Source organism: Deinococcus ficus, assembly GCF_003444775.1.
Taxonomy (GTDB): Bacteria; Deinococcota; Deinococci; order Deinococcales; family Deinococcaceae; genus Deinococcus; species Deinococcus ficus.
Genome location: NZ_CP021081.1, coordinates 932692 through 957033, shown reverse-complemented (window position 1 = coordinate 957033; position 24342 = coordinate 932692). Strand labels below are relative to the sequence as shown.

The window sequence follows — 24342 nt, the reverse complement described above, 5'->3', positions numbered from 1 at the left end:
GGACTGGCGGTCCCGGTCAAGGCGATGCGGGTGTGGTGGAAGCGACGTCTGTCCGCGTACGTGGCGATGTGGCCCGGCCTGGGGCCTCACGGAAAGCGGTGAGGCCGATGTTCCGTCCCTTGCCGGGGGCGGGTCGTGAGGGTGTCCCGGATGGGGGGCAATTCGGAGTAAGTCGGTCTGGTTGCTGCGTTGAGTTCCGGGGTGGGGGCGCGTAGACTCCGCTTACTGAGAATTCTTACTATTAAGGATTCCATGAAGGAGCCTCATGACCACCCACACCTCCACCCAGCGCGTGCCTGCCCCCGCCCGCACCCCACCCCGCTTCACCCTCACGTCCGACCTGAAACTCGCGATCGGTCTGACCGCCCTGACCCTGCTCGGCCTGCTCACCGGCCTGGCAGGCGAGCACCTGCTGGCAAACCCGTACGTGGAATGGACCGGGTACGGGCTGGCGTTCCTGGCCGGCGGCATTCCCGCCGGTCGGGAGGCGCTGCACAGCCTGTTCGTGGAACGGAAACTGGACGTGGACCTGCTGATGGTCCTGGCCGCCCTGGGCGCCGCGAGCATCGGGCAGGCCGCGGACGGCTCGATCCTGCTGTTCCTGTTTTCCCTGAGCAACACCCTGCAGGACTGGGCGATGGGCCGCACCAAGAACGCCATCCAGGCCCTGATGGACCTGAACCCGGAAGGCGCCACCGTCCGCCGGGACGGCGTGGAACGCTGGTGCGAACTGGGCGAGATCCGCATCGGGGACCTGCTGGTCGTGAAACCCGGGGAACGCATCGCCGCGGACGCCCGCATCGTCCGCGGGCAGACCAGCGTGGACGAGAGCCCCATCACCGGCGAGAGCGTACCCATCGACAAGGCGCCGGGATCGGACCTGGCGTCCGGCACGGTGAACCTGAACGGCAGCGTGGAAGCCCAGGTGCTGCGCCCTGCCGGTGAGAGCACCCTGGCGCGGCTGGTGGGCCTGATGGAGGAAGCACAGACGCAGAAGAGCCGCACCGAAAGCGTTACCGAGCGTTTTGAGAGCCCTTACGCGATGATCGTGCTGCTGTGCGTGCCGCTGGTGTACGCCGGGCTGCACCTCCTGGGCGGGCTGAGCACGGCCGACGCGTGGTACCGGGCGATGACCTTCATGGTGGTCGCCTCGCCCTGCGCGGTGGTGATCAGCACGCCCGCCGTGATGCTCTCCGCGATGGCGGCCGCCGCGCGGGCCGGGGTGCTGTTCAAGAGCAGCGCCGCCCTGGACGCCCTGGCCGGCGTGAACACGGTCGCCTTCGACAAGACCGGCACCCTGACACAGGCGAAGATGACCCTCACGCGCATCGTCGCCGACGACGAGCAAGCCGCGCTGGCGCTGGCCGCCGGCCTGGAAGCGCACAGCGAGCACCCCATCGCCCAGGCGATCGTGCAGGCCGCCCGGGAACGCGGCGTGCCACCCGTGGCCGTCACGGACGCGCAGGCCCTTCCCGGGGCGGGCATCGAGGCGCGGCTGCCCACCGGTGAGCTGGCCTGGGCGGGCAACCTGCGCCTCGCCGGGCGGGAGGGCGCGCAACTCACGCCGCAGCAGCAGGCGGCCCTGGAGGGGCTCGGGCGGGAAGGCAGCAGCAGCGTGATCCTGGGGGTAGGCGGGCGCGTCATCGGGATCATGGGCGTGGCCGACGCGCTGCGCCCCCACATCCGCGAGGCTCTGGCGCACCTGAAGGGCAGCGGCGTGGCGCACCGCGTGATGCTCACCGGCGACCGGGAGGAGGTGGCGCGCACGGTCGCGCAGGAGGCCGGCCTCACCGAGTACCGGGCCGGCCTGCTGCCGGAGGACAAGCTGCGCATCATCGGGGAACTGCCCGGCCCGGTCGCCATGGTCGGGGACGGCGTGAACGACGCGCCCGCCCTGGCCCGCGCGGACCTGGGCGTGGCCGTCGCGTCCGGCACGGACGTCGCCATCGAGAGTGCAGACGTGGTGCTGATGCAGAACGACCTGGGGAAGCTGGGCGGCGCCGTGACCCTGGCGAAGGCCGCGCGGCGCACCGTGATCACCAACCTGACCTTCGCGTTCGGGGTGATCCTGATCGTGGCGCCGCTCGCCATTGCCGGGAAGGTGCCGCTGCCGCTGGGCGTGGTGGCGCACGAGGGCGGCACCGTGTTCGTGGTGTTCATGGGCCTGCGCCTGCTCACCCACCGCCTGTAACCCCGCACCTGGAGGTGCCCATATGACCCGCCCCGCTCCCGCCCGACGTCTTTCCCCGCTGCGCCTGCTGGGCGGCCTGGCGGCCGCGTTCGTGCTCGTTCAGCTCGTGCCGTACGGCCGGGCACACACGAACCCGCCCGTGCAGGTCCGGCCCGCCTGGGTGGACCCGGACACGCAGGCGCTGTTCACGCGTGCCTGCGCCGACTGTCACAGCAACGAGACGCGGTGGCCGTGGTACAGCAATGTCGCCCCGGTGTCGTGGCTGGTGCAGCGGCACGTGCAGGAAGGCCGGCAGAAGTTCAACGTGAACGTGCCCGGGTTCGGCCGGGACGCGGACGAGGCGGCCGGGCAGGTCCGCCGGGGCAAGATGCCGGAGCCCACCTACCTGCCCCTGCACCCGGAAGCGAGACTGACGGACGCCGAGCGGCAGCAGCTGATCCGGGGGCTGGCCGTCACCTTCGGCGACGAGGAGCGGGAAGGCCGCCGGTGAGGACCGGGCGCGGCAATGCCCAAGTCCGCGTGAATGCCCGGCCCACCCAATCCGCGGTGGCCGGGCCTAGGCTTGGGGTCGTTCCCAGCACTTCGTTTCTTTCTCTGAGGAGGTTTCGCTCATGACCGATGACAGCCAGCACACCCGGCAGCCCGGCGCCCCCGGCCAGGAGGGCGGCGACAAGGACACGAACGACCTGAGTGACGTCAAGGACGTCCAGCGGCCCGACATGCTGGAGAAGGGCCGGCAGGTGGACCAGACCCCGAAGGACGTGACCGGCGAGCACGACGGCATCCAGCCGATCAATCAGCGCCGCTGAGCGCGGCAGGAGGTCCCGATGGGAGAAGGACGCGCGAACCGCAGCATCACCGAGTTCACCACGGAGGACGTGAGTGACGTGCCCACCCCCGCCACGACCGACCCGGCCGGGCAGGTGTCCAGCATCCTGGATCCCCGGCCGCAGGAGGAAGGCGGCAGCGAACTGAATGCCGAGGAGTTCGGCGACGAGCTGAACGGCACCCCGGACACCCCGCGCTCCTGAGGCGCCGGGCCACGCAGGAGGACCACATGGGCGAAGGCAGACCAGGCCGGGCCGGCAGCGAGGCCCACGCGAACGTCCCGCAGGACACCATCCTGGACCAGGGGCAGTGGAACAAGGGCACCCCGAAACACGCCGGGGACGCCGTGACGCAGGGCATCTACCCGGATGCCAGCGACGAGAACGCCCACGCCGGGGACCACACGTCCGGCGCGCAGAGGCGGGCGGGCACCGAGAAGGCCTTCAGCGGCCCGAATGCCGGGCATGGCCCGAACCCGGCCACGTACGGCAGCATGAAGGACGGCGGCCGGCCGGCCAGCGGCGCCACCAGCGACGCGCAGAAGAAGGTGGACGGCGAGGAAGCCTTCGAATAGCCCCCGGTCAGTCAGGAGAGCGGCGGACCTGAGTGGCCCGCCGCTCTCTCATTCCCGCACTCAGTGGAAATCCAGCAACACGTGCTCGGCGCTGAAGCCCGGGCCCATGGCGCTCAGCAGGCCCCGCCCGTGCGGGTCGCCGCGCAGGGTTTCTTCCAGCACGAACAGCACGGTGACGCTGCTCATGTTCCCGTAGTCGCGCAGGACGGCGCGGCTGGCATCCAGCGCTCCGCCGGGCAGGCCCAGGGCGGCCTCGTACGCCGCGATGACCTTCACGCCGCCGGGGTGGACCACGAAGTGCCGCACGTCGTCCCGGGTCCAGCCGTGCGCGCCCAGGGCCTGCGCGACGTTCTCCCGCATCATGCCCTGCACCAGGGTGGGAATGTCGCGGCTGAACCGGACCTTCAGGCCGTCGTCCACCACGTCCCAGCCCATGATGTCCTCGCTGTCCTCGATCAGGGTGCTGTACGCGCCGTGCAGCGCCAGCCGCGGGGCGGGGCCGGGCACGTCCGGCGCGGTGACCACGGCGGCCGCCGCACCGTCCGAGAACAGCGCGGTGCCCACGAAGTTGCTCTTGGATTCGTCGCCGCGCACCAGCGTCAGGCTGCACAGTTCCACCGCCACGAACAGCACGCGGCGGTGCCCGGCCCGGACGAGGTCCGCCGCACGCGCCAGCCCGGCTGCGCCGCCCGCGCAGCCCAGACCCCACACGGGCAGGCGCGCCGCGTGCCGGTTCAGGCCCAGCCTCTCGATCAGCCAGGCGTCCAGGCTGGGGGTGCTCAGGCCGCTGGTGGTCACCATTACGACCGCGTCCACGTCCTCAGGGGCGAGTTGCGCGTCCGCCAGGGCCTGGCGCGCCACCTGTTCGGTCAGGGCGCGGGCCTCGGTGAGGAAGGTGGCGTTCTTCTCCCCGAAACCGCGCGGGTCCAGGTACCAGTCCAGCGGGCGGGCCAGGGAGCGGGTCTCGATGCGGGCGTTGTCGAAGGCGTCCAGCAGGGTCTGCCGGGCGGCCATGCGGGGGAACAGCGTGCGGGCCGCCTCCCGCACCTGGGCCTGCGTGACCTGGTGCGGGGGCGTGGCGGTCACGAGGGAACGCATGACCGGGGGGGGCGTGACGGGCATGCCGCGCATCATGCCTGCTCGGAGGCGGGGCAAACGTCGCCTGGGGCACGGCCCACGCTGTCTTCAGGGGCCATAAAGGCACGCCGGCCGCCGGCAGACAGGGGGCCAGGACGCATCTTCAAGTCCTGGCCGGAGGAAGGGGGGTTCAGTCGCGGGCCTGCTGGCCGTTTTCCCACTCGACGCGGCCCAGGGCGTCCAGGGCGCGGAAATCCTCGTCGGAGAGGGTGAGGGCGGCGGCGGCCACGTTCTCCTCCAGGTGCCGGACCTTGCCGGTGCCGGGGATGGGAAGCATCACGGGGCTGCGGCGCAGCACCCAGGCCAGTGCCACCTGCGAGGGCGTTGCGTTCAGGCGGGCGGCGATCTCGTCCAGCACGCTGCCGGGCCGGGAGAGGCTGCCGGCCGCGAGGGGGTACCAGGGAATGAAGCCGATGTTCTCCGCCTCGCAGTAGTCCAGGACCGCTTCGGACTTGCGGTTCACGAGGTTGTAGAGGTTCTGCACGGTGGACACCGGGAACACCTGCTGCGCGGCCTGGATGTCCTCCACGCTCACCTCGGACAGGCCGGCGTGCAGGATCACGCCGCTGTCCATGAGTTCCCGCACGGCGGCGAACTGCTCGTCGCGGGGCACCTTGTGGTCGATGCGGTGCAACTGCCACAGGTCGATGCGGTCCACGCCCAGGCGGCGGCGGCTGAGGTGCGCCTGCTGGATGAGGTACTCGGGCCGGCCGCAGGGGGGCCACTTGTTCGGGCCGGTGCGGGTCAGGCCGCCCTTGGTGGCGATGACCACGGTGTCGTAGGGGTGCAGGGCCTCGCGGATCAGTTCCTCGCTCACGGCCGGGCCGTAGCTGTCGGCGGTGTCGATGAAGTTCACGCCCAGTTCGGGCAGGCGGCGCAGGGTGTCCAGGGCGCCTTCCGGGTCGGCCGGGTCGCCCCAGACGCCTTCGCCGGTGATGCGCATGGCGCCGAAGCCCAGGCGGTTGACCTCCAGATCCCCGCCGATGCGGAAGGTGCCGCTCTGGGCGGCGCTGGGCACGGCAGCGCCGCGGGCGGGCGCGTTCGGTTGTTCCGTCATGTTGCATGACCTCCAGGCAGCATTCTGGCCCGGCAGGGCGGGGACCGGTGAGGGCTTGCCTGAAGCTTCGGTTAAGGCGGTGGGTCAGGCGTCGCGTTCGGGCACGTCGCAGGTGTCGCGGCTCACGAACTGCTCCAGCCGCTTGCGGTGCCGGCTGCTCCAGTCGATGGTGGGGCGCTTCTCCCCGTCCGGCAGGTACCCCAGGCGGTACACCGCCATCAGCGCGAGGTCGTCCGGGACGCGCAGCAGCGTCTGGATGGCCTGCCACTGCCGGGGGATCTCCATGGGCGTGCTGATGAACTGGATGCCCATGTTCAGGGCGCCCACGGCGTTCCAGATGTTCTCCATGGCCGCGCCCATGCCGAACACGCTGTAAAACCCGGACAGCTGCTCCGGCACGTACTCGGTGCGGTCCAGCAGCACGGCCAGCAGCAGGGGGCTGCCGGCCACCAGCCGGCGGTTGTCCTCCCCGAGTTTGCGCGGCACGCCGAGTTGCCGCATGAGTTTGATGCCGGCGTCGCTGAACACCTGTTTCGTGAAGGGCTTGAGGGGCCCGGGCAGGTGGTCGATGTGAATGCCGTCGCGCCGCTCGTCCATCTCGCGTTCCGTGAAGCGGAAGTAGCGGCGGTAGCGCTCGAAGAAGATGCCGGCGTCGATCAGTTCGGTCATGCTCTCGCCGCTGATCCGCGCGATCTCCTGGATGGTGGCGGGGTTCTCGATCAGCACGAAGCGCCACGGCTGGCTGTTGAAGTGGCTGGGCGCGGCCTGCGCCACCCGCATCAGGAGGTGCTGGTGTTCACGGCTGACCGGGTCCGGGCGGAAGGGGCCATTCGTGGTGCGGCGGGCGAGCATGCCCTCGATCAGGTCCATGCCGGCAGGCTACCGCGCCCCTGCCCTAGCGGATGAGCACGCCGCCCAGCACGAACGCCGCCGCGCCCAGCAGGGCCAGCCGCCAGTGCCCGGCGCGCCCGGGCTTCGTGGCCGGCATGCTCAGCAGCAGCGCCAGCGCGGGCAGCAGCGCCCAGCCGCGTCCCCCGGCCCGCCAGGCCAGCAGGGCGGTGAGGGCGGTGCCGGCGCACACCGCGAAGAACAGCGCGTGGTGCGGCCAGCGGGCCTGATCGCGTCGCCAGCCGAGTTGCAGCGACAGCCCCAGGCCCAGCAGCAGCGTGAGCAGCGCCCCGGTGACGCCCAGACTCCAGTGCGTGGCCTCCATGCCCGGATGCTGCCACACTCCGCGCCGGGCCGGGCGGCGTATGGTGTCGGGCGTGCCGAAGCGTGCTCCCCTCCTGCTGACCGCCGCCCTGCTGACCCTGCCGCTGCTGGGGGCCTGCGGGAAGCGCGCGCCGGAGGACCTGACCTCGAAGCTGCTGTACACCGCCAGCGGCTCCTACGACGCTCAGGCGGACGTGCGCAACCGCGTGAACCGCTCCACCCGCTCGGTGCTCTGGGTGGAACATCCCCCCCTGGAGGCGGCGCGGGTGGAGGTCACGTACGCCTCCGAGGCCCGGCAGGTGGCCTGGACCATGACGATCACCGCGCCGAAGTTCACGGTCGGGGACGTGCTGAAGGAGAACCCGGGCGCGGCGCAGCCGGCGGGCCCCACCCCGGGGCAGCGGTTCACCGGGGGCCGGCTGAAGAACGTGCTGGTGCTGCCCACCGAGGACGGGTTGCGGCTGCTCACGCGGGGCTACGCGGTGCAGCGCGAGACGGCCCTGCTGCCGCTGTTCGACCAGCCGGCGCCCTGAAGGCAAAAGAAACGGACCGCCCCGGGTGGGAGCGGTCCGGCCACACGGGGCGGTCCAGAAGGGGGCGGCTTAGAGCAGTTCGCCGTCCTTGAAGAACAGGGCCAGTTCACGCTCGGCGCTTTCGGGGCTGTCGCTGCCGTGCGTGACGTTCTCGCCGGTGGTCGTGGCGAAGTCGGCGCGGATGGTGCCGGGGGCGGCGTTGGCGGGGTTGGTGGCGCCCATCATGGCGCGCCAGCCGGCGATGGCGTTCTCGCCTTCCAGAGCGATGGCGACCACGGGCCCGCCCGTGATGAAGTCCACCAGCTCGCCGAAGAAGGGACGCTCCTTGTGCTCACCGTAGTGGCTCTCGGCGGTTTCGCGGGCGATGACCATCTGCTTGAGGCCGACCACGCGGTAGCCCTTCTTGGCGATGCGGGCGAGAATTTCGGGGGTGAGACCGCGGCGCACGCCGTCGGGCTTGATCATGGCAAAGGTGCGTTCCATAGCGCCCGGCAGGATAGCAGGCCCGGCCGCCTGCGCCAGCCCTGACCGGGGGTCACGCGGGGGGCAAAGGCGGTGCTTTCGTCCCGGGTCAGAGGGCGTTTTTGCCCGCCAGCCCGGCGTCCTGGAAATCCGTATAGATGACACCAAAGAGCGCTTAGAATGTGCGGGTGACTCACGACCCTGACCCTCGCCCTTCCCCCACAGCGGCAGTGATAGCCCGGATCGCCAGCGGCGCCGGGCTGCTCGGCATGCTGCTGTTTCCCCTGGCCGCGCTGGGCCGCGGCTTCGACGCGGACGCCGTCCTGCTGCACCTGTCCGGCAGCCTGCTGACCCTGGGGGCGGCCGCGCCCGAACGCCTGCCCGAAACCGGCACGGTCCTGGCGCTCGGCTGGGTCGCCCTGGCGCTGCTGGCCGCCACGCTGTTCGGCGCGGTGCAGCGCACCCGCTGGTTCTGGATCACCGGTCTGCTCGCCGCCCTGGCGGCCTTCGCGGACGTGCTGCTGCTGAACTCCGCCCTGGGGGCCGAGGTGGCCCGCGTGGCGAACGACGCCGCGCTGCGCCCCGGCGCCAAGCGCCAGCTGCGCAACTTCTACGGCGGGGGCGGCATGAACCTGGGGCTGCTGCTGCCCATCCTGGGCGGCCTGATCAGCGCCGGGGCGGGCCTCAGTGCCCGCCGCGCCTGGCATGACCGCTTCAACCGCGTACGCGGCCTGCTCGTGCCGGCCACCGCGATCACCCTGGCGATCCTGGTGGGGGCGATCGTGGTGCTGGTCGTGCAGCCGGCCGTGAACCTCAGCGGCAAGCCGCTGGGCCTGTGGGGCGGCTGGCTGGCCAAGAGCGACCTGGTGTACTTCGTGTACTCCACGCTGTTCGCGCCGGTCACCCGCTTCAACTCCCTGCTGGACAGCCTGAAGCTGGCCACACCCCTGATCTTCACCGGTCTGAGCGTGGCGTTCGCGTTCCGCACGGGCCTGTTCAACATCGGCGCGCCGGGGCAGCTGACCATCGGCGCGATCTTCGCCATGCTGGTCGGCGTGTACGGCCCGGCCGGGCTGGGCTGGCTGCTGCTGCCGCTGTCCATCGTGGCCGCCGGTCTGGGCGGAGCGCTGTGGGGCGCCATTCCGGGCCTGCTCAAGGCGCGGTTCGGATCCAGCGAGGTCATCAACACGATCATGCTGAACTACATCGCCTCGGCGATCTTCGTGACCATGCTGGGCAGCACCAAGATCTTCGGCGTGCAGCTGATCGGCGCGGCGCTGCTGGCCCTGGCTGCCATTCCCCTCGTGAACCTGCTGCTCCGGCGCCTGCCGAACCTCAACCCGGTCGCCAAGGCGCCCCTCTTCGCGGTGGCGTACCTGCTGGCCGCCCGCGCGCTGTACAGCCTGCTCACCGCCGCGCTGCCCACCCAGGTGTTCACGAACACCATCCGCGTGGACGGCTACGAGGCCAAAAGCCAGGAACTGCAGGAAACCTCCCGCCTGCCCACCATGATCGACCTGCTGAACGTCGGCACGGCCGACACCGTGAAGATCAGCCTGGGCCTGCTGTTCGCCCTGGCCGCGTACCTGCTGGTCCGCACCTTCCTGAAGGCCGGGAACCGCAACCTGATCGCCCTGGCCGCCGCGCTGGTGGCGGGCGCGGTCACCTGGCGTATCGGCGTGCCGGTCGTCACGCCCGGCAACACCTTCAACGCTTCGTTCCTGATCGCCCTGGCCGGCGTAATCCTGTTCGGCACGCTGATGTGGCGCACCTCCACCGGGTACGCGCTGCGCGCCGTGGGCCTGTCCCCGAAAGCCGCGGAGTACGGCGGCATCAGCGTCGCCAAGAACACCGTCCTCGCCATGACCGTCGCCGGGATGTTCGCCGGTCTGGCCGGCACGCACTACGTGAACGGCGGCGCCATGGACGAGTACGCCCTGCGCGGCAACACCCCCGTGAATGTCGGCTTCGACGGCATCGCGGTCGCCCTGATGGGCCAGAACACGCCCGCGGGCGTGGTCGCCTCCGCGCTGCTGTTCGGCACCATCGACACCGGCGGTGTGGACGTGGACCAGAAACTCGACGGCGTCAGCAAGGACATCGTGACCGTGCTCAAGGCGCTGGTCGTGCTGTTCATCGCCGCCGGGGGCTTCCTCAGCCGCCGCATCATCGACCCGCCGCCCGCGGCCCTGACGGGCGGGAACACCGCCCCGCCCGCCGCGGTGGAGGTCACGTCGGCCGTGCCCGCCCCCAGCCAGACGCCCACGCCGCAGGTCGCGCCGGGCGAGTACCGCACCCCCGAAGCCCAGACGCCTGACCAGAAGAAGGAGGACCAGGCATGAACGACCTCCTTACGCCCCTGCTCACCACCGCGTTTCTCGTCACGTTCGTCCGCAGCGTCGTTCCGCTGCTGCTGACCGGCCTGGGCGGCCTGTTCAGCGAGCGCAGCGGCGTGGTGAACATCGCCCTGGAAGGCCTGATCATCTTCGGCGCGCTGGCCGGCGCGGTGTCCACCAAACTGCTCGAACCGACCTTCGGGGCCGCCTCGCCGTGGCTGGGCTGGCTGGCCGGGATGCTGGTCGGCGGGCTGGTCGCCTGGGTGCACGCGCTTGTCAGCATCAAGTACCGCGCCGATCAGGTGATCAGCGGCACCGCCATCAACCTGCTCGCCAACGGCGTGCCGGCCGTGCTGCTCACCGCGCTGTACGGCAGCAGCACCGACAGCCCCAAGGTGGAGCACCCGCTGCCGCTGTGGGGCGTGGGGGACCTGAAGTTCTCCCCGCCGGTGTACTTCTCGGTGCTGGCCGTGATTCTCGCGTGGTACGTGATGTACCGCACCCCGTACGGCCTGCGCCTGCGCGCCACCGGCGAGCACCCGCACGCGGCGGCCAGCATGGGCGTGAACGTCCGGCGCATGCGGTACTCGGCCGTGGTGATGTCCGGCGTGCTGGCCGGCACCGCCGGGGTGTTCCTGAGCATCGGGAACCTGGATTCCTACGTGCGCAACATCAGCGCCGGGATGGGCTTCATCTCGCTGGCGGCCCTGATCTTCGGGCAGTGGAAGCCGCTGGGCGTGCTGGGCGCCACGCTGCTGTTCGGGTTCCTGCAGGCCCTGAGCATCGCCTGGGGCGGCCGGAACCTGATTCCGGACCCCCTGCTGACCGCCATGCCGTACCTGATCACCATGGTCGCGCTGGTCTTCACGGGCCGCAGCGCCGCACCGAAGGCGGTCGGGCAGCCTTACGACGGCTGACTTTTTTCCACCCTCCGCCCCGTTTCCTGGCCTGCCCGGGAAGCGGGGCGGCCTCTGTTTGGGGGGCGCAGGCGTGCCCCTGCTGCGCTGAGGGTGGCCCTCCCCACCTGTCTCAAGAAACGCTAAGGTAGAGCTTATGAGTTTCGGTGCTGCCCTGAAACAGGCGCGTGAGGCGCAGGGCGTGACGCTGCACGACGTCGCCCAGAAGACCAAGATCCGACTGGATTACCTGCGTGCCCTGGAAGAAGGCAACGTGGCCGCCCTGCCCGAACGGACCTTTGCCCGCTCCTACCTGCAGCGCTACGCCCGAGAACTCGGCGTGGACCCCGCGCCCCTGCTCAGCGATTTCGACCGGAGCATGCCCCAGGCCGCCGACTTCGGCCCGGCCTCCCGCCAGCCCACCAGCAACCCCGGCGCGCGGGTGGCCGCGCCCGCCCCTGCCGCCCACCGGGGCCTGAACCCGCTGTGGCTGGTGGCCGGGGTGCTGCTGCTGGGCGGCGCCATCTACGGCGTGAACACCCTGATGAACCGCCCGCAGACTGCGGCCACGCCCGTCACCGAGCCCGCCCCGGTCACCGAGACCCCCACGCCGGAGGAGACGCCTGCCCCGCAGTCCGTGAACCTCAGCGTGAGCAGCGTGCCCGCCGGCGCGCGGGTGTACCTGGACAACCGCGAGTTGGGTGTCACGCCGCTGCAGTCCTTCCCGGTGGACGCCCGCGCCACCGCGGAGCTGCGCGTCGAACTGAGCGGCCGCGCGCCCCTGCGCACCGGCATCGCGCTCACCCGCGGCCGGAACCTGCGCGTGAACCTCGCCACCAGCGGCCAGGGCGCCAGCACGATCACGGACCTGGCACGGCCGGCGGCCACCGCGGTCACGCCGCCGGCAGCCACGCCAGCGGGCACCCCTGCCGCCTCGGAGCCGGCCACGCCCGCTGCCCCGCGCTCACCCGTCAGCGTGACCTTCAGCGGCGCGGCCTGGACGCGGGTCACGGACGCCTCCGGCCGCGTGCTGTACGAGGGCACGCCGCCCGCCGGAAGCGCCAAGGGGTTCCCGGCGGGCGTGCTGATCCGCACCGGGAACGCCGGCGCGGTGAAGGTCAGCGTGAACGGCGGTCCGGCCACGCCCATGGGGGCGGCCGGGCAGGTCCTGTCCAGACGATACTGACGGCGCCCGGGGCCGCCCGCCGCGTTCCGGGAACGCGGCGGGCGGCCCTGCCGTACAGTGAGACGTGCCGCACCTGACGACCTCTCCTGCAAGCAACGCCTTTCTGTACGTCTGGCGCAGTCCTTGGGTGCGGGCCCTGACCTTCCTGCTGATCGGGTACCTCGCGTGGAAACTCGCGGGCCGGATCACCAGCGTGGTCATGGTGTTCGCCGTGGCGTTCCTGATCGCGTACATCGCCAATCCGCTGCTGACCTGGCTGGAGCGTGGCCGGGTGCGGCGAGGGCTGGGCGTGTTCTTCGTGCTGCTGGTGTTCGTGGGCATCTTTACCCTGGCCGGCGCGCTGCTGGTCACCGTCTCGGCGCAGTTCGTGCAGCTCATTCAGAAGCTGCCGGCCCTGATCGGCAACCTGGGCGAGGTGCTGGACAACCTGTCCGGGTGGCTCTCGGCGCGCGGCGTAAGCGGCATGGAGAACATCCGTGAGCAGGCCATCACGTCCGCGCAGACGTACGTGCAGAACCTGGGCGAGAACCTCGTGCCGATCCTGCAGGACGCCCTGAGCAGCACCGGCACGCTGGTGAGCAGCCTGCTGTCCATCGGCGGGGTGGTGGGACAGATCCTGCTGATCCTGCTGCTCAGCGTGTACCTGATGCTGGACTACAGCCGCGTGAACACCGCCATGCTGCAGTTCTTCCCGCGGCCCTGGCAGCCGCGCGTGCTGGAACTCAGCGACCTGACCGGCACCGCCGTGGGCGGGTACGTGCGCGGGCAGCTGCTGATCGCCCTGTTCATCGGGCTGGTCGTGTGGCTGGGCCTGAGCATCGTGGGTATTCCCAGCGCGGCCGCGATCGGGTTCCTGGCCGGGGCGTTCAACATCGTGCCGTACCTCGGGCCGATCATCGGCGCGACGCCCGCCATGCTGCTGGCGCTGACCATGCCGGACCCGGTCCTGAAGATCATCCTCGTGGTGGTGGTGTTCGTGGCCGCCAACCAGATCGAGAGCAACTTCCTCAGCCCGTACATCCTGTCCCGGACCACCGACCTGCACCCAGTCACGGTGCTGCTGGCGATCCTGGTGGGCGTGGCCCTGATGGGCTTTACCGGGGCGCTGCTGGCCGTGCCGGCGGTGGCGCTGGGCAAGCTGCTGCTGCAGCGCTACTACTTCCCCAGCCGCGTGTACACCGAGGGGCCCTCCGGCAGTCCGGGGGGGCTGGCGCTGGTGTCGCACACCCCGGCCGGGACAGTCCCCGTGGTGCAGGAGGGGGCCGCGCTGCCCTCCACACCGCTCGGGCCGGCCCCGGGGGACGGAGCGGGGGTGCGTCAGACGGACGCGGAGCGCACGGCGCCCAGCAGTTCCACCTGACGGCCGTCCGGGTCGAGCACGAAGGCCATGTCCCGCCCGCCGGGGCTGAGTTGCAGGTCGCGGGTCACGGGCACGCCCGCGGCCCGCAGTTCATTCAGCAGCGTGCCCAGGTCCCGGGGGGCCACGTGCACGGCCAGATGCTCGGCCCAGTGCGGGTGGGGGGCGGGCGCCTCGCCGGGAATCTGGAAGAACTGCAGCGCGCCCTCGCCCAGGCGCAGCACCGCCCGGCGGTAGCCTTCCGGGGTGGTGAGCGCCTTCTCCACCTGCGCGCCCAGCGCGGCGTAGAAGTGCAGGACGGCGTCCAGGTCGCGGGTCAGGAAGGAGGCATGCTTGAGCATCCCGGCAGCATAGCGGGCCGGGCACCCCCGCCCGACCGTTCAGTCGGGGTGAAACGTCCCCCTTGGCTTGTGGGAGAGTAAAAGTTATGACCCGACCGGAGCCGGACGCCCCCACCCCCACGACTACCGCAGCCCCTGAGCCTGCCGCCCCCCACACCGGGGCGCAGCACGCGGGCCAGCCCGCCCTGGACACGTCCGGCCGCCCGGCTGCGAGTGGCGGCAAACCGGCCGGTGGCCGACCGAAACGCATGGTGGACATGGACCCCAGCGGGCAGGTCACGCAGCGTGAGCCGGACCGCGCCAACCGCCAGTACCTGAACTACGCCTTCTACAAGCTGGACCCCGCCTTCCGCCGCCTGCCGCATGCCGAGCGCGAGGAGATGAAGGCCGAGTTCGCCGCCGCCGCGCAGGCCTGGGTGGACGAGGCGCCCGCGCCCAGGGGCATCATCCAGCGCACGTACAGCCTGGTGGGCGTGCGGGCCGACGTGGACTTCATGATCTGGCGCATGGCCTTCGACGTGAACGACTTCCAGGAGGCGCAGGCCCGCCTGAACCGCACGCGGCTGATGGGCTACCTCACGCAGCCCCGGCACTACATCAGCATGAACAAGCGCAGCCAGTACGTGAACTCCATCGAGGGCAGCGGGCACGGCCTGGAACTGCTGCCCGGGCAGGGCAAGTACCTGTTCATCTACCCCTTCGTGAAAACGCGCGCCTGGTACGACCTGACTCCCCTGACCCGCCAGGGCATGATGGACGAGCACATCTACGCCTCCGGGCCCTTCAAGGGCGTGCGCATCAACACCAGTTACTCCTACGGCATCGACGACCAGGAGTTCGTGGTGGCCTTCGACAGCGACTACCCGCAGGAGTTCGTGGACCTCGTGCACCGCCTGCGCTACACCGAGGCGAGCAACTACACCCTGAGCGACACGCCCATGTTCACCTGCATCAAGAAAGACCTGACGGGCGTCCTGAACGACCTCGCCTGACCCCGGGCACCCCCGCGGCCTTCAGGGGTCCCGGGGAGAACGCAGGCGGGCCAGGCGGTCGGAGAGGTTCCCCACCAGCGCGCCCAGCAGGAACACCGGACCGAGCGGCAGCACCCAGCCCAGCAGCGCGTAGATGCCGGGGTGCAGGCCGCTCGCCTGGTATTCCGGTTGCAGCGCCGCGAAGGAAAAGACCCCGGCGGCCAGCCCGGCCGCCGCTCCCCCCCAGCGGCCCGCCCGCGGGGAGCGGGCCGCGAGCCAGTACGCCGCCCAGGCGAGCAGCAACGTGGGCAGCAGCAGGGCCGGCACCCACGCCAGCAGGGGGAACAGGTCCGGGTTCTCGCCCCGCGCGGCCCGGAAGACGCCCAGGCCGGCCCCCAGCAGCGTGAGGGTCAGCATCTGAACGGTGGTGGCGTCGGGGAAGCGGCGGGTCACCCCGGCATGATACGGGCCCCCCTGCGGCCAGGCCCATAAACGCAAGTCGCGCCGGCCCCCGTCGAGTGGGGGCCGGCGCGCACCTGTTCCGTGCCGAAGTTTACTTTGCAGCGCTGTAGCGGCGGCTGACCTCGTCCCAGTTCACGGCGTTCCAGAAGGCCTTGAGGTAGTCGGGGCGGCGGTTCTGATAGTTCAGGTAATAGGCGTGCTCCCACACGTCCACGCCAAGGATCGGGGTGCCGCTCACGCCGGCGACCGCCTCGCCCATCAGGGGGTTGTCCTGGTTGGCGGTGCTCACGACGTCCAGGGCGCCGTTTTTCACGACCAGCCACGCCCAGCCGCTGCCGAAGCGGGTCTTGGCGGCGTCCTCGAACTTCTCCTTGAAGGCGTCGAAGGACCCGAAGGCGCCTGTGATGGCGTCCATCAGTTCGCCGCTGGGCTGGCCGCCCTGGTTGGGGCCCATGACCTGCCAGAACAGGCTGTGGTTGGCGTGGCCGCCCGCGTTGTTGCGCAGGGCGCCCTTCTTGTCGGCGGGCACCTGGTCGAGCTTTTGGATGAGTTCCTCGACCGGCAGGTCGGCCATGTCGCTGCCTTCCAGGGCCTTGTTGGCGTTGTCCACGTAGGCCTGGTGGTGCTTGGTGTGGTGGATTTCCATGGTGCGGGCGTCGATGTGAGGTTCGAGGGCGTCGTAGGCGTAGGGCAGTTTGGGCAGTTCGTAGGCCATGGGAGACTCCTTTCCGGGCAGGCGGCGCACTCGCGGGGCCTGCACAGCGCTTCTCATGGTAACGGCCGGGCATGAAGATGAGCCCGGTCGTCCGGCGCGGGGTGACTTTAGGGGCCCTTCATCCCGGATTCACGCGCGGCGTGGGGACACGAGCAGCACGCGCAGATCGTTCAGGTTCTGCCCGGTCGGCCCGGTGACCAGTCCATCCCCCAGCGCCGCGAAGAAGGCCCCGGAATCGTTGCGGGTCAAGCAGGCCGCGGCGTCCAGGCCCAGGGCGGCCGCGCGGGCCAGCGTGTCCGGCGTGAGGATCGCGCCGGCGGCGCCCGAACTGCCGTCCAGGCCGTCCGACCCGGCGCTCAGCCCCCACACGCCAGTCGGCCCGAGGTGCAGGGCCAGCGCGAGCGCAAACTCGTGGTTGCGTCCGCCCACACCGGGGCCGCGCACCGTGACGGTCGCCTCGCCGCCGGAAACCAGCGCCAGGGGCGCGTCCGTGTTCAGGTGCTCCTGCACGATCCGGGCGTGCTGCGCGGCGACGTCCCGCGCCTCCCCGGTCCAGCCGTCGCCGAGATCCACGACGCCGTAGCCCAGATCGTGCAAATGCCGGGCGGCCGCGTCCAGCAGCAGGCGGTTCGAGCCGATCACCCGCGACGTCACGCCGGGCAGCGCCTTGGGCGTGTCGGGCACCTCGCCCCCCTCCCCCCGTGCGAGGTGCCGCGCGACCTCCGGCGCCGCCACCCCGAACCGCTCCAGCACCGCGCGGGCGTCCGCGAAGGTGGTGGGGTCCGGCACGGTCGGCCCGGAGGCGATCACGGCCGGGTCGTCCCCCACCACGTCCGAGAGCAGCAGGGCCTGCACGGCCGCCCCGCGCGCCAGGGCCGCCTGGGCCAGCCGGCCGCCCTTCACGCCGGACAGGTGCTTGCGCACCGTGTTCAGGGCGTGGATGTCCGCCCCGGCGTGCATCAGGTCGCGGACCACGGCGGCCTTATCCTCCAGGGTGACGCCCTGCGGCCGGGACAGCAGGGCGCTGCCCCCACCGGACACCAGCACCAGCCACACGCCACCGGCGGGCAGGCGCTCCGCCTCGGCCAGGGCGGCCTGGCCCGCCTGCACGCTGCGGTGATCGGGCAGGGGGTGCGCCGCGCGGAGCAGGTGCACGTGCGGCGCGGCCGCCACGGCGGCAGGCAGGGCCGCATCGTCCGGCAGGATGCCCAGCGCCGGCGTGCGGGGAAACCGCTCCAGGGCCGCGCCCAGCATGGGGCCGGCGGCCTTTCCGAACGCCAGCAGCCGCGCGGGGGCCGGCCCGGACCAGCCGGCGAGGTGCCGCGCGGTCAGCCGGCCCGGGTCGGTGGCCGCCAGGGCCGCCTGGAACGTCCCGCGCAGCACCTCGCGCACGGCGTCACTCGGTGGCGAGGAACACGTAACGGAAGAGCAGCAGCGCGGCCACGCCGTACAGGACCGGGCTCACCTCGCGCACCTTGCCGGTCAGGGCCTTGAGCACGCAGTACGCGATCACGCCCAGGCTCACGCCGTTGGCGATGCTGAAGGTCAGCGGCATGGCGATGATCGTCAGGAACGCCGGGAGGCTGTCGGTCAGGTCGTCCCAGTCGATGTGCCGCACCCCTTCCATCATCAGGGCGCCCACCAGGATCAGGGCGGGCGCGGTCGCGGCAGCCGGAATCGCGCCGGCGAGCGGCCACAGGAACGTCGCCAGCAGGAACAGCACGCCCACCACCACCGCTGTCAGGCCGGTCCGGCCGCCCTCGCTGATGCCGCTGGCCGACTCCACGTACGCGGTCACGGTGCTCGTGCCCATGAACGCCCCGAACATTGCGGCCAGGCCGTCCATCGCGAAGGTGCGGCGGGCACGCGGCAGGTCACCGTCCGGGGTGAGCGCCCCAGCGCGGTGCGCGAGGCCGGTCAGGGTGCCGGTCGCGTCGAAGAAGTCCACGAAGAAGAACGTGAACACCACGTTCAGCAGGCCCAGCGCCAGCGCGCCGCCCAGGTCCAGCTGGCCGACCAGGTCCGAGGGCCAGACCGGCACGCCCACCACGCCGTTCTGGAAGCCCTGGAATGCCTGCAGGGCACCCTCCGGCCCGCCCGGATACACCGGCAGGCGCAGCACCACCGCGATCAGGCTGGTGATCAGGATGCCGTACAGAATCGCGCCCTTCACGTTCCGGGCCATCAGCACAGCCGTGAGCAGCAACCCCAGCAGCGCCAGCCACGCGCCCGGCGCGGTGACCGCGCCCATGCCGAGCATGGTGGCCTCGTTCGCCACGACGATGCCCGCGCTGCGCAGCCCCAGGAACGCCAGGAACGCCCCGATGCCGCCCGTGATGGCGAACTTCAGGCTGTTCGGGATGGCCTTCACGATCGCCTGCCGCGCGCCCAGCACGCTGAGCAGCACGAACAGCACCCCGCTCACGAACACCGCGCCCAGCGCCGTCTGCCACGGCACGCCCATGCCCAGCACCACTGAGAACGCGAAGAAGGCGTTCAGGCCCATGCCGGGCGCCTGCGCGAACGGGTACTTCGCGACCAGGCCCATCGCCAGCGACCCGAACGCCGCGGCGATCGCGGTGGCCATCAGCAGCTGCACGAACGCGTTCGGCACCTGAATGGCGCCCGAAAGAATCTGCGGGTTCACGAACAGCACGTAACTCATGGTCAGGAAGGTCGTGATGCCCGCCCGGACCTCCTGCGCCACACTGCTCCCCTGCCCGGACAGGTTGAAAAACCCGTCCAGTCCACCCCTGCGCCCACCCATTGCCTGATCCGGCCCAATCGTCATGCCGCCCACGTTACCGCCTGCACCCGCCCCGCAGCGGCCCCACACCCAGACGGCCCGGCCGGCCGGGATTCGCCCCGCACCGTTTCCGGAAAGCGGCGGCCTGCACTACCATGCGGCCCATGCGTTCCCCGCTGCCCCGCTCCGTCCTGACCCGCCTGGAAACCGGGCGGCTGGTCGTGCTGAGCGTGCTGCTGGGCATGCTGGTCGGCGGGCTGGGCATCCTGCTGCGGCTCGCCCTGGACGCCCTGGCCACCCTGCGGGACGTGGTGATCGGCTACTCGCCGCCCGGCACGCCAGGCGAGGGCGGCCTGATGATGACCTTCGGCGCGGCCCTCCCCTGGGCCCTGCTGGTCCTGCCGGCCCTGGGCATGCTGTACACGGCCCTGACGCCCGCCCGGCGCGGCGACGCCCTGAACGCCCTGATCGCCTCGTACCACACCCGCGCGCCCCTGCCGGGCCTGCGCAGTCAGGTGGGCACCCTGGGCGCCGCCGCCGCCGCGAACGCCAGCGGCCTGCTGGTCGGCCGGGACACGCCCTTCCTGCTGGCCGGGCAGCTCGGCGCGGCCCTGCTCCGGCGCGTGACCAGCCTGGACGCCGTGGAATTCCGCACCCTCACCCTCGCCGGGGCGGCCTCGGCGCTGGGGCTGGTGCTGCACGCCCCGCTCGCCGCGGCCGTGCTGCTCGCCGAGGTGCTGTACCGCCGCTTCGAATTCGAGTTCGAGGTCCTGATGCCCTGCCTGCTCGCCGCCGTCGCCGGCAGCGCCGTGTACGGCCTGGCCTTCGGGTTCAGCCCGCTGTTCAGCGTGCCCACCCTGCCCGCCCCGGCCGCGCCGCAGCTCGCGCAGTACCTGCTGATCGCCCTGGCGACCACCCTGGCCGCCGTGGTGGCCGTGCTGCTCAGCCGCCTGCTGCCCACCACCGTGACCGGCGCCTGGTACCGGCCGCTGCTGGGCGGCCTGTTCGGCCTGCTCACCGCCGCCGTGGCCGTGTTCGTCACCCCGGACATCCTGGGCGGCGGGTCCGGCTGGCAGCAACTCGCGCTCTCCGGCTTCGTTGGCACCGAAGGCCTGGGCCTGGGCCTGCTGCGCTGGACGCTGCTGGCCCTGGGCGCGCAACTGGCGTTCGGGGGCGGCGTGCTGCCGTCCGTGGCGATCGGCGGGCTGCTCGGCACCGGCCTAGGCAGCCTGCTCGGCGTGGACCCCGCCATCGCCAGCATGATCGGCGCCGTGAGCGTGCTGACCGTCACCCTGAACGTCCCGGTGGCTGCCGCGCTGCTCGCCACCACCTGGGGCGGCGAGGCGCTGCTCCCGCTGGCGCTCGTCGCGGCCGGCATCGCCCACGTCCTGAGCGGCCCCCGCGGCCTGATGGACGCGCAGGTCACCGCCCGCAAGGACAGCGGCGCCCACAACACCGCCGCGCCCCTCCTGCCCGAAGGCATCCGCTACGCGCCCCGCGTGAACGTGGTGAACGTGACCAGCGTTCCGGCCGCCGTGCCCTTCGACCGGCCGGCCGCGCCCGAGGGCGCGCTGCGCGGCGAGCGGGAACTGTACCGCCGCAGCGTGCCCCGCAGCTGGCAGGGCACCCGCCTGAGCCTGGTCGCGCTGCCACCGGGCGTGGAGGTCGTCGGCGTGATCCGTGACGGCACCGTGCGCGTGCCCCGCCCGGACCTGCGCCTCACCCCGGACGACGAACTGATCTTCCTGGCCGACGCCGAGGCCTTCGCCGCGCTGGAAGGCGTGCTCCGCCTCACCGGCAGCTGAAGCAGGCCGCCTGACAGCAACGCCAACCTCAGCCGACGTGTAGACGGGCCCGGCCCGCCTGCCCCGCGCCCCCTGGCAGGGCCACGCCGCCGGGCGTAGGCTGGGCCGGTATGTGCCGCCCGTTCCGCCCCCGCCCGCTGCCGTCCGCACCGGGCCCTTCATGACCCGCCCCGGCCGGCGCCGCTGGGACTGGAACCGCAACGAGTGGCTGGGCATCCTCAACGGCTGGGCCGTGTTCATCGGGGACGGGTTCATGAGCTCCACGGTCGTGATCGCGGGCTTCGCCACGCGGCTCGGCGCGCCGAACTGGATGATCGGTCTGCTGCCCGGCATCGCGTTCGGGGGGTGGCTGCTGCCGCAGCTGTTCATCGCCTCCCGCGTGCGGGGCCGGCCTTACAAGCTGCCGGTATACCGCTCGGCGGCGCTGGTCCGCACGGCGACGTACATCGCCATGATCCTGATCACGGCGTTCCTCGCCGACCAGCCGGCCCTGTGCCTCACGCTGTTCCTCACGGCCATGCTGGTCAATGCCCTGGCCTCCGGCGTGTCGGGCCTGCCCTTCCTGGAAGTGGTCAGCAAGACCGTGCCCAGCGAACGCCGCCCCCGCTACTTCGCCACCCGCAACCTGTACGGTGGCCTGCTCGCCTTCGGGGCCGGGATTCTCGTGCGGCAGATCCTCGCCGGGGACCTCGCGTTCCCGCTGGACTACACCCTGATCTTCTCGCTAGGCACGGCCGCGTACGTCCTCGGGTACTGGATTTTCGGACTGGTGCAGGAACCCCCGGACGCCCCCCAGGCCGCCCAGGGCTTCCGCGCGGAGTTGCGCAGCATTCCCGTGACGCTCCAGGACCGGCCCTTCCGCGCCTTCCTGCACCTGCGGCTGCTGCTGGCCGCCGCCAGCATGAGCGAATCCTTCTACGCCGCGAACGCCCTGCGCAACCTGAACTTCCCCGCCGCGAGCCTCGGCGTGTTCGTCATGGCCGTCATGGGCGCCGCGCCCCTCGCCAACCCCATCTGGCAGCGCGTCGCCGAACGCCGCGGGTCGCGCCGCATCCTCCGGTACGCCACTGCCGTCAGCGTCCTCGCAGCCTTCTGGGCACTGACCGTCACCGTCCTGCGGCCCCCGCAGCCGCTGGCACTGCCGGCCTACCTGCCCGTCTTCATGCTCTCCAGCATCGCCGCGCAGGGCTTCAACCTCGGCCACACCAACTACCTGCTGAACCTCGCCCCGGACCACGCCCGCAGCCGCTACATAGGCACGCTCAACACCCTGATCGCTCCCGCGCTCCTCTTCCCCGCCCTGGGCGGCCTGCTCGCCGACTGGCTGGGGTACGCGGCCGTGTTCACCGCCAGCATCCTGCTCGGCCTCGCCGCCTGGATCGTCGGCGGACAGCTCAAACGCGACGCCTGACCGGGCGGGAGGGCCACCAGAATTCCTGAATGTTCGCGCGCCCGCCTGAACACCAGGCGGGCGCGCTTTGTGTCTATGTTCAGTGGCCGAGGATCTTGCTGAGGAACTGTTTGGCGCGTTCGTGCTGGGGGTTCTGGTAGAAGTTCTCGGGGGTGGTGTCCTCGACGATGTTGCCCTGGTCGAAGAACAGCAGGCGGTCGGCGACCTCGCGGGCGAAGCCCATCTCGTGGGTGACGACGAGCATGGTCATGCCGCTGCGGGCGAGTTCTTTCATGACGTCCAGCACTTCCTTGATCATTTCGGGGTCGAGGGCGCTGGTGGGTTCGTCGAAGAGCATGACCTTGGGGTCCATGGCCAGGGCGCGGGCGATGGCGACGCGTTGCTGCTGCCCGCCGCTGAGCTGCGCGGGGTACTTGTGGGCCTGTTCCTCGATGCCCACGCGGCGGAGGAGTTCCAGGCCGCGGGCGTCGGCTTCGGGCCGGCTGGTGCGGCGCACGCGGGTGGGGGCCAGGGTGATGTTTTCCAGCACGGTGAGGTGGGGGAAGAGGTTGAAGCTCTGGAAGACCATGCCGACTTCGCGGCGGATGGCGTCGAGGTTGCCGCGGCCGTTGAGTTCGATGCCGTCCACGATGATGGTGCCCTGGTCGTGGGCGTCGAGGGCGTTGATGGTGCGGATGAAGGTGCTCTTGCCGCTGCCCGACGGGCCGATCACGACGACGACCTCGCCGCTTTTCACGTCGAGGTTCACGCCGCGCAGGGCGTGAAAGCTGCCGAAGTGCTTGTGCACGTCGCGGATCTGGATCATGGGCTGGCCGGCCGCCTGCGTGTGGGCCGCCGGGCGGGGCGTGGGGCGGGCCTGGGTCATGGCCGTTACTGTACACGCCTGCTGCCCGGGGGGCGCGGCCGGGGGCGGGAGTGGTCCGGACAGGGTGGTGGGGCGCGTGGGGAAGTTGTCGGTGCGACTCACGGTGTGGCGGGCCGGGGCGCGCTAGTGTGTGGGCGTTCACTTCGATTTCTCATGTCCGACCGGCGACCGTGTGCCGGCCTGACCTGGAGGTTCCACCTATGAAAAAAAGCATCAAGCAACTGACCGCCGTTCTGGGCCTGGGTGTGGCTGCGGCCGCGCTGGCGCAGGGCACGACCTTCCTGACCATCGGGACCGGCAGCACGACCGGGGTGTACTTCCCGGTGGGGACCGGCATGGCGAAACTTATGAACGACGCGGGTGGCGTGCGCGCCAACGCCCGCAGCACCGGCGGGAGCGTGTTCAACATGAGCGCCCTGGCGACCGGGGAGCTGGACATGGCGATCGTGCAGAACGACATCGCCTTCTACGCGTTCCGCGGGACGGGCGTGAGCTCCTTCGAGGGCAAGGCGAACAACAAGGTGCGTGCCATGGGCGTGCTGTACCCGGAGGTGCTGCACATCGTGGCCCGCAAGGACGCGAAGATCAACAGCGTCGCGGACCTGAAGGGCAAGCGCGTGGTGACGGGCGATTTGGGGTCCGGCACCGAGCAGACGGCCCGGCAGGTGCTGGAGGCGTACGGCCTGGGCTTCGATGACCTGGGGCAGCAGCTGCGCGTTTCGCCTGCGCAGGGCATCACGCTGATGCAGGACAAGCGCGCCGACGCGCTGTTCTACACGGTGGGTGTGGGCGCCAGCGCCATCAGTCAGATCGCGCAGACGGTGGACGTGAAGATCGTGCCGGTCAGCGGCAACCAGGCCACCGCCCTGATCAAGAAGTACCCCTTCTACGTGCGCTACAACGTGCCCGCCAAGAGCTACAAGGGCGTGGGCGCCACGGTGCCCAGCGTGGCCGTGCAGGCCGTGATGGTCACGACCACCGCGCTCAGCGAGGACGCGGTGTACAAGGCGATGAAGGCCACCTTCGGGGACGAGAAGGCCCTGAAGGCCATCCACCCCAGCCTGAACACCAACTTCAGCCTGACCAAGGCCACGAAGGGCGCCGGCGTGCCCTTCCACCCGGGCGCCATCAAGTTCTTCAAGGAAAACGGCCTGAACGTCAAGTAAGTCCTGGCGGATGCCGCCGCGATCCGGGGCCAGCTGCCAGCATGTGCGGCTGGCCCCCTCCCCTTTCCCCGAGTTCCGCCTGACCGAGGAC

The 24342-nt window shown here is 71.2% G+C and carries 25 protein-coding genes; 14 read left to right on the top strand and 11 right to left on the bottom strand.

All coding sequences use genetic code 11. From position 1 onward, the window contains the following. Positions 1-265 precede the first annotated feature (265 nt). The 5 genes from DFI_RS04790 to DFI_RS04770 all read left to right on the top strand — a co-directional run bounded on the left by DFI_RS04790 (position 266) and on the right by DFI_RS04770 (position 3593). Positions 266-2191, top strand: coding sequence for a heavy metal translocating P-type ATPase (locus DFI_RS04790; protein ID WP_051307479.1), 1926 nt, complete (start codon positions 266-268; stop codon positions 2189-2191). A 22-nt stretch (positions 2192-2213) separates the two neighbouring features. Beyond that, positions 2214-2681 (top strand): heme-binding domain-containing protein, encoded by a 468-nt coding sequence (locus DFI_RS04785; RefSeq protein ID WP_043776976.1) that lies wholly within the window; start codon positions 2214-2216, stop codon positions 2679-2681. 121 nt (positions 2682-2802) lie between these two features. Beyond that, positions 2803-3000, top strand: a complete 198-nt coding sequence (locus DFI_RS04780; RefSeq protein WP_022799813.1) for a hypothetical protein — start codon at positions 2803-2805, stop codon at positions 2998-3000. A gap of 18 nt (positions 3001-3018) precedes the next feature. Further along, entirely contained in the window at positions 3019-3222 is a 204-nt protein-coding gene (locus DFI_RS04775) for a hypothetical protein (protein ID WP_027462132.1), read from the top strand. Between the two features lie 26 nt (positions 3223-3248). Further along, the gene (locus DFI_RS04770; protein ID WP_051307478.1) at positions 3249-3593 is read left to right on the top strand and encodes a hypothetical protein; all 345 of its coding nucleotides are present in this window, start codon (positions 3249-3251) and stop codon (positions 3591-3593) included. A gap of 60 nt (positions 3594-3653) precedes the next feature. On the opposite strand, the gene DFI_RS04765 is transcribed toward DFI_RS04770, so the two are convergent. The 4 genes from DFI_RS04765 to DFI_RS04750 form a co-directional block, all read right to left on the bottom strand. Beyond that, positions 3654-4715 (bottom strand): type III polyketide synthase, encoded by a 1062-nt coding sequence (locus tag DFI_RS04765; RefSeq protein WP_027462131.1) that lies wholly within the window; start codon positions 4713-4715, stop codon positions 3654-3656. Between the two features lie 145 nt (positions 4716-4860). Continuing rightward, on the bottom strand, positions 4861-5787 hold the full coding sequence (locus DFI_RS04760; RefSeq protein WP_051307477.1) for an aldo/keto reductase: 927 nt from the start codon (positions 5785-5787) through the stop codon (positions 4861-4863). Positions 5788-5871: 84 nt separating this feature from the next. After that, entirely contained in the window at positions 5872-6657 is a 786-nt protein-coding gene (locus DFI_RS04755) for a nitroreductase family protein (RefSeq protein WP_027462129.1), read from the bottom strand. Positions 6658-6682: 25 nt separating this feature from the next. Continuing rightward, positions 6683-7000, bottom strand: coding sequence for a hypothetical protein (locus DFI_RS04750; protein ID WP_027462128.1), 318 nt, complete (start codon positions 6998-7000; stop codon positions 6683-6685). A gap of 52 nt (positions 7001-7052) precedes the next feature. On the opposite strand from DFI_RS04750, the gene DFI_RS04745 reads away from it, so the two are divergent. Next, complete coding sequence (locus tag DFI_RS04745) at positions 7053-7532, top strand: hypothetical protein (protein ID WP_244940317.1); 480 nt, start codon at positions 7053-7055, stop codon at positions 7530-7532. Between the two features lie 69 nt (positions 7533-7601). Here DFI_RS04745 and ndk read toward each other — a convergent pair whose 3' ends face one another. Then, positions 7602-8015 (bottom strand): nucleoside-diphosphate kinase, encoded by a 414-nt coding sequence (ndk, locus tag DFI_RS04740; RefSeq protein ID WP_022799821.1) that lies wholly within the window; start codon positions 8013-8015, stop codon positions 7602-7604. 167 nt (positions 8016-8182) lie between these two features. On the opposite strand from ndk, the gene DFI_RS20685 reads away from it, so the two are divergent. From DFI_RS20685 to DFI_RS04720, 4 genes are all read left to right on the top strand, one after another. Then, complete coding sequence (locus tag DFI_RS20685) at positions 8183-10336, top strand: ABC transporter permease (protein ID WP_081425712.1); 2154 nt, start codon at positions 8183-8185, stop codon at positions 10334-10336. Next, positions 10333-11247, top strand: coding sequence for an ABC transporter permease (locus DFI_RS04730; RefSeq protein WP_022799823.1), 915 nt, complete (start codon positions 10333-10335; stop codon positions 11245-11247). The genes DFI_RS20685 and DFI_RS04730 overlap by 4 nt, the downstream gene beginning before the upstream one ends. Before the next feature lie 136 nt (positions 11248-11383). Beyond that, a complete protein-coding gene (locus DFI_RS04725; RefSeq protein ID WP_027462127.1) occupies positions 11384-12412 on the top strand; it encodes a helix-turn-helix domain-containing protein in 1029 nt (342 codons plus the stop codon). A gap of 64 nt (positions 12413-12476) precedes the next feature. Beyond that, positions 12477-13772 carry an AI-2E family transporter gene (locus tag DFI_RS04720; RefSeq protein WP_244940316.1) on the top strand — a complete coding sequence of 432 codons (1296 nt, stop codon included), beginning with the start codon at positions 12477-12479 and terminating at the stop codon, positions 13770-13772. Here DFI_RS04720 and DFI_RS04715 read toward each other — a convergent pair. Further along, positions 13730-14110 carry a VOC family protein gene (locus DFI_RS04715; RefSeq protein WP_027462126.1) on the bottom strand — a complete coding sequence of 127 codons (381 nt, stop codon included), beginning with the start codon at positions 14108-14110 and terminating at the stop codon, positions 13730-13732. The two genes, DFI_RS04720 and DFI_RS04715, sit on opposite strands and share 43 nt — an antisense overlap. A gap of 248 nt (positions 14111-14358) precedes the next feature. Between DFI_RS04715 and DFI_RS04710 the strand changes: the two genes are divergently transcribed. After that, a complete protein-coding gene (locus DFI_RS04710; RefSeq protein WP_027462125.1) occupies positions 14359-15102 on the top strand; it encodes a chlorite dismutase family protein in 744 nt (247 codons plus the stop codon). 21 nt (positions 15103-15123) lie between these two features. Here the strand turns inward: DFI_RS04710 and DFI_RS04705 are convergent, their stop codons facing one another. From DFI_RS04705 to DFI_RS04690, 4 genes are all read right to left on the bottom strand, one after another. After that, positions 15124-15534 carry a hypothetical protein gene (locus DFI_RS04705; RefSeq protein WP_027462124.1) on the bottom strand — a complete coding sequence of 137 codons (411 nt, stop codon included), beginning with the start codon at positions 15532-15534 and terminating at the stop codon, positions 15124-15126. Between the two features lie 100 nt (positions 15535-15634). Further along, positions 15635-16258: a superoxide dismutase [Mn] gene (gene sodA, locus DFI_RS04700; RefSeq protein WP_027462123.1), complete on the bottom strand. Its 624-nt coding sequence runs from the start codon at positions 16256-16258 to the stop codon at positions 15635-15637. Between the two features lie 129 nt (positions 16259-16387). Beyond that, positions 16388-17650: a glycerate kinase type-2 family protein gene (locus DFI_RS04695; RefSeq protein WP_027462122.1), complete on the bottom strand. Its 1263-nt coding sequence runs from the start codon at positions 17648-17650 to the stop codon at positions 16388-16390. A gap of 4 nt (positions 17651-17654) precedes the next feature. Further along, positions 17655-19049: an NCS2 family permease gene (locus DFI_RS04690; RefSeq protein ID WP_027462121.1), complete on the bottom strand. Its 1395-nt coding sequence runs from the start codon at positions 19047-19049 to the stop codon at positions 17655-17657. Between the two features lie 119 nt (positions 19050-19168). Between DFI_RS04690 and DFI_RS04685 the strand changes: the two genes are divergently transcribed. After that, positions 19169-20809 (top strand): chloride channel protein, encoded by a 1641-nt coding sequence (locus DFI_RS04685; protein ID WP_027462120.1) that lies wholly within the window; start codon positions 19169-19171, stop codon positions 20807-20809. A 112-nt stretch (positions 20810-20921) separates the two neighbouring features. Continuing rightward, complete coding sequence (locus tag DFI_RS04680) at positions 20922-22220, top strand: MFS transporter (RefSeq protein WP_420810877.1); 1299 nt, start codon at positions 20922-20924, stop codon at positions 22218-22220. Positions 22221-22299: 79 nt separating this feature from the next. On the opposite strand, the gene DFI_RS04675 is transcribed toward DFI_RS04680, so the two are convergent. Then, positions 22300-23025, bottom strand: coding sequence for an amino acid ABC transporter ATP-binding protein (locus tag DFI_RS04675; RefSeq protein ID WP_162145400.1), 726 nt, complete (start codon positions 23023-23025; stop codon positions 22300-22302). Between the two features lie 260 nt (positions 23026-23285). Here DFI_RS04675 and DFI_RS04670 point away from each other — a divergent pair, with 260 nt between their 5' ends. After that, positions 23286-24251 (top strand): TAXI family TRAP transporter solute-binding subunit, encoded by a 966-nt coding sequence (locus DFI_RS04670; RefSeq protein ID WP_022799837.1) that lies wholly within the window; start codon positions 23286-23288, stop codon positions 24249-24251. Positions 24252-24342: the final 91 nt, after the last annotated feature.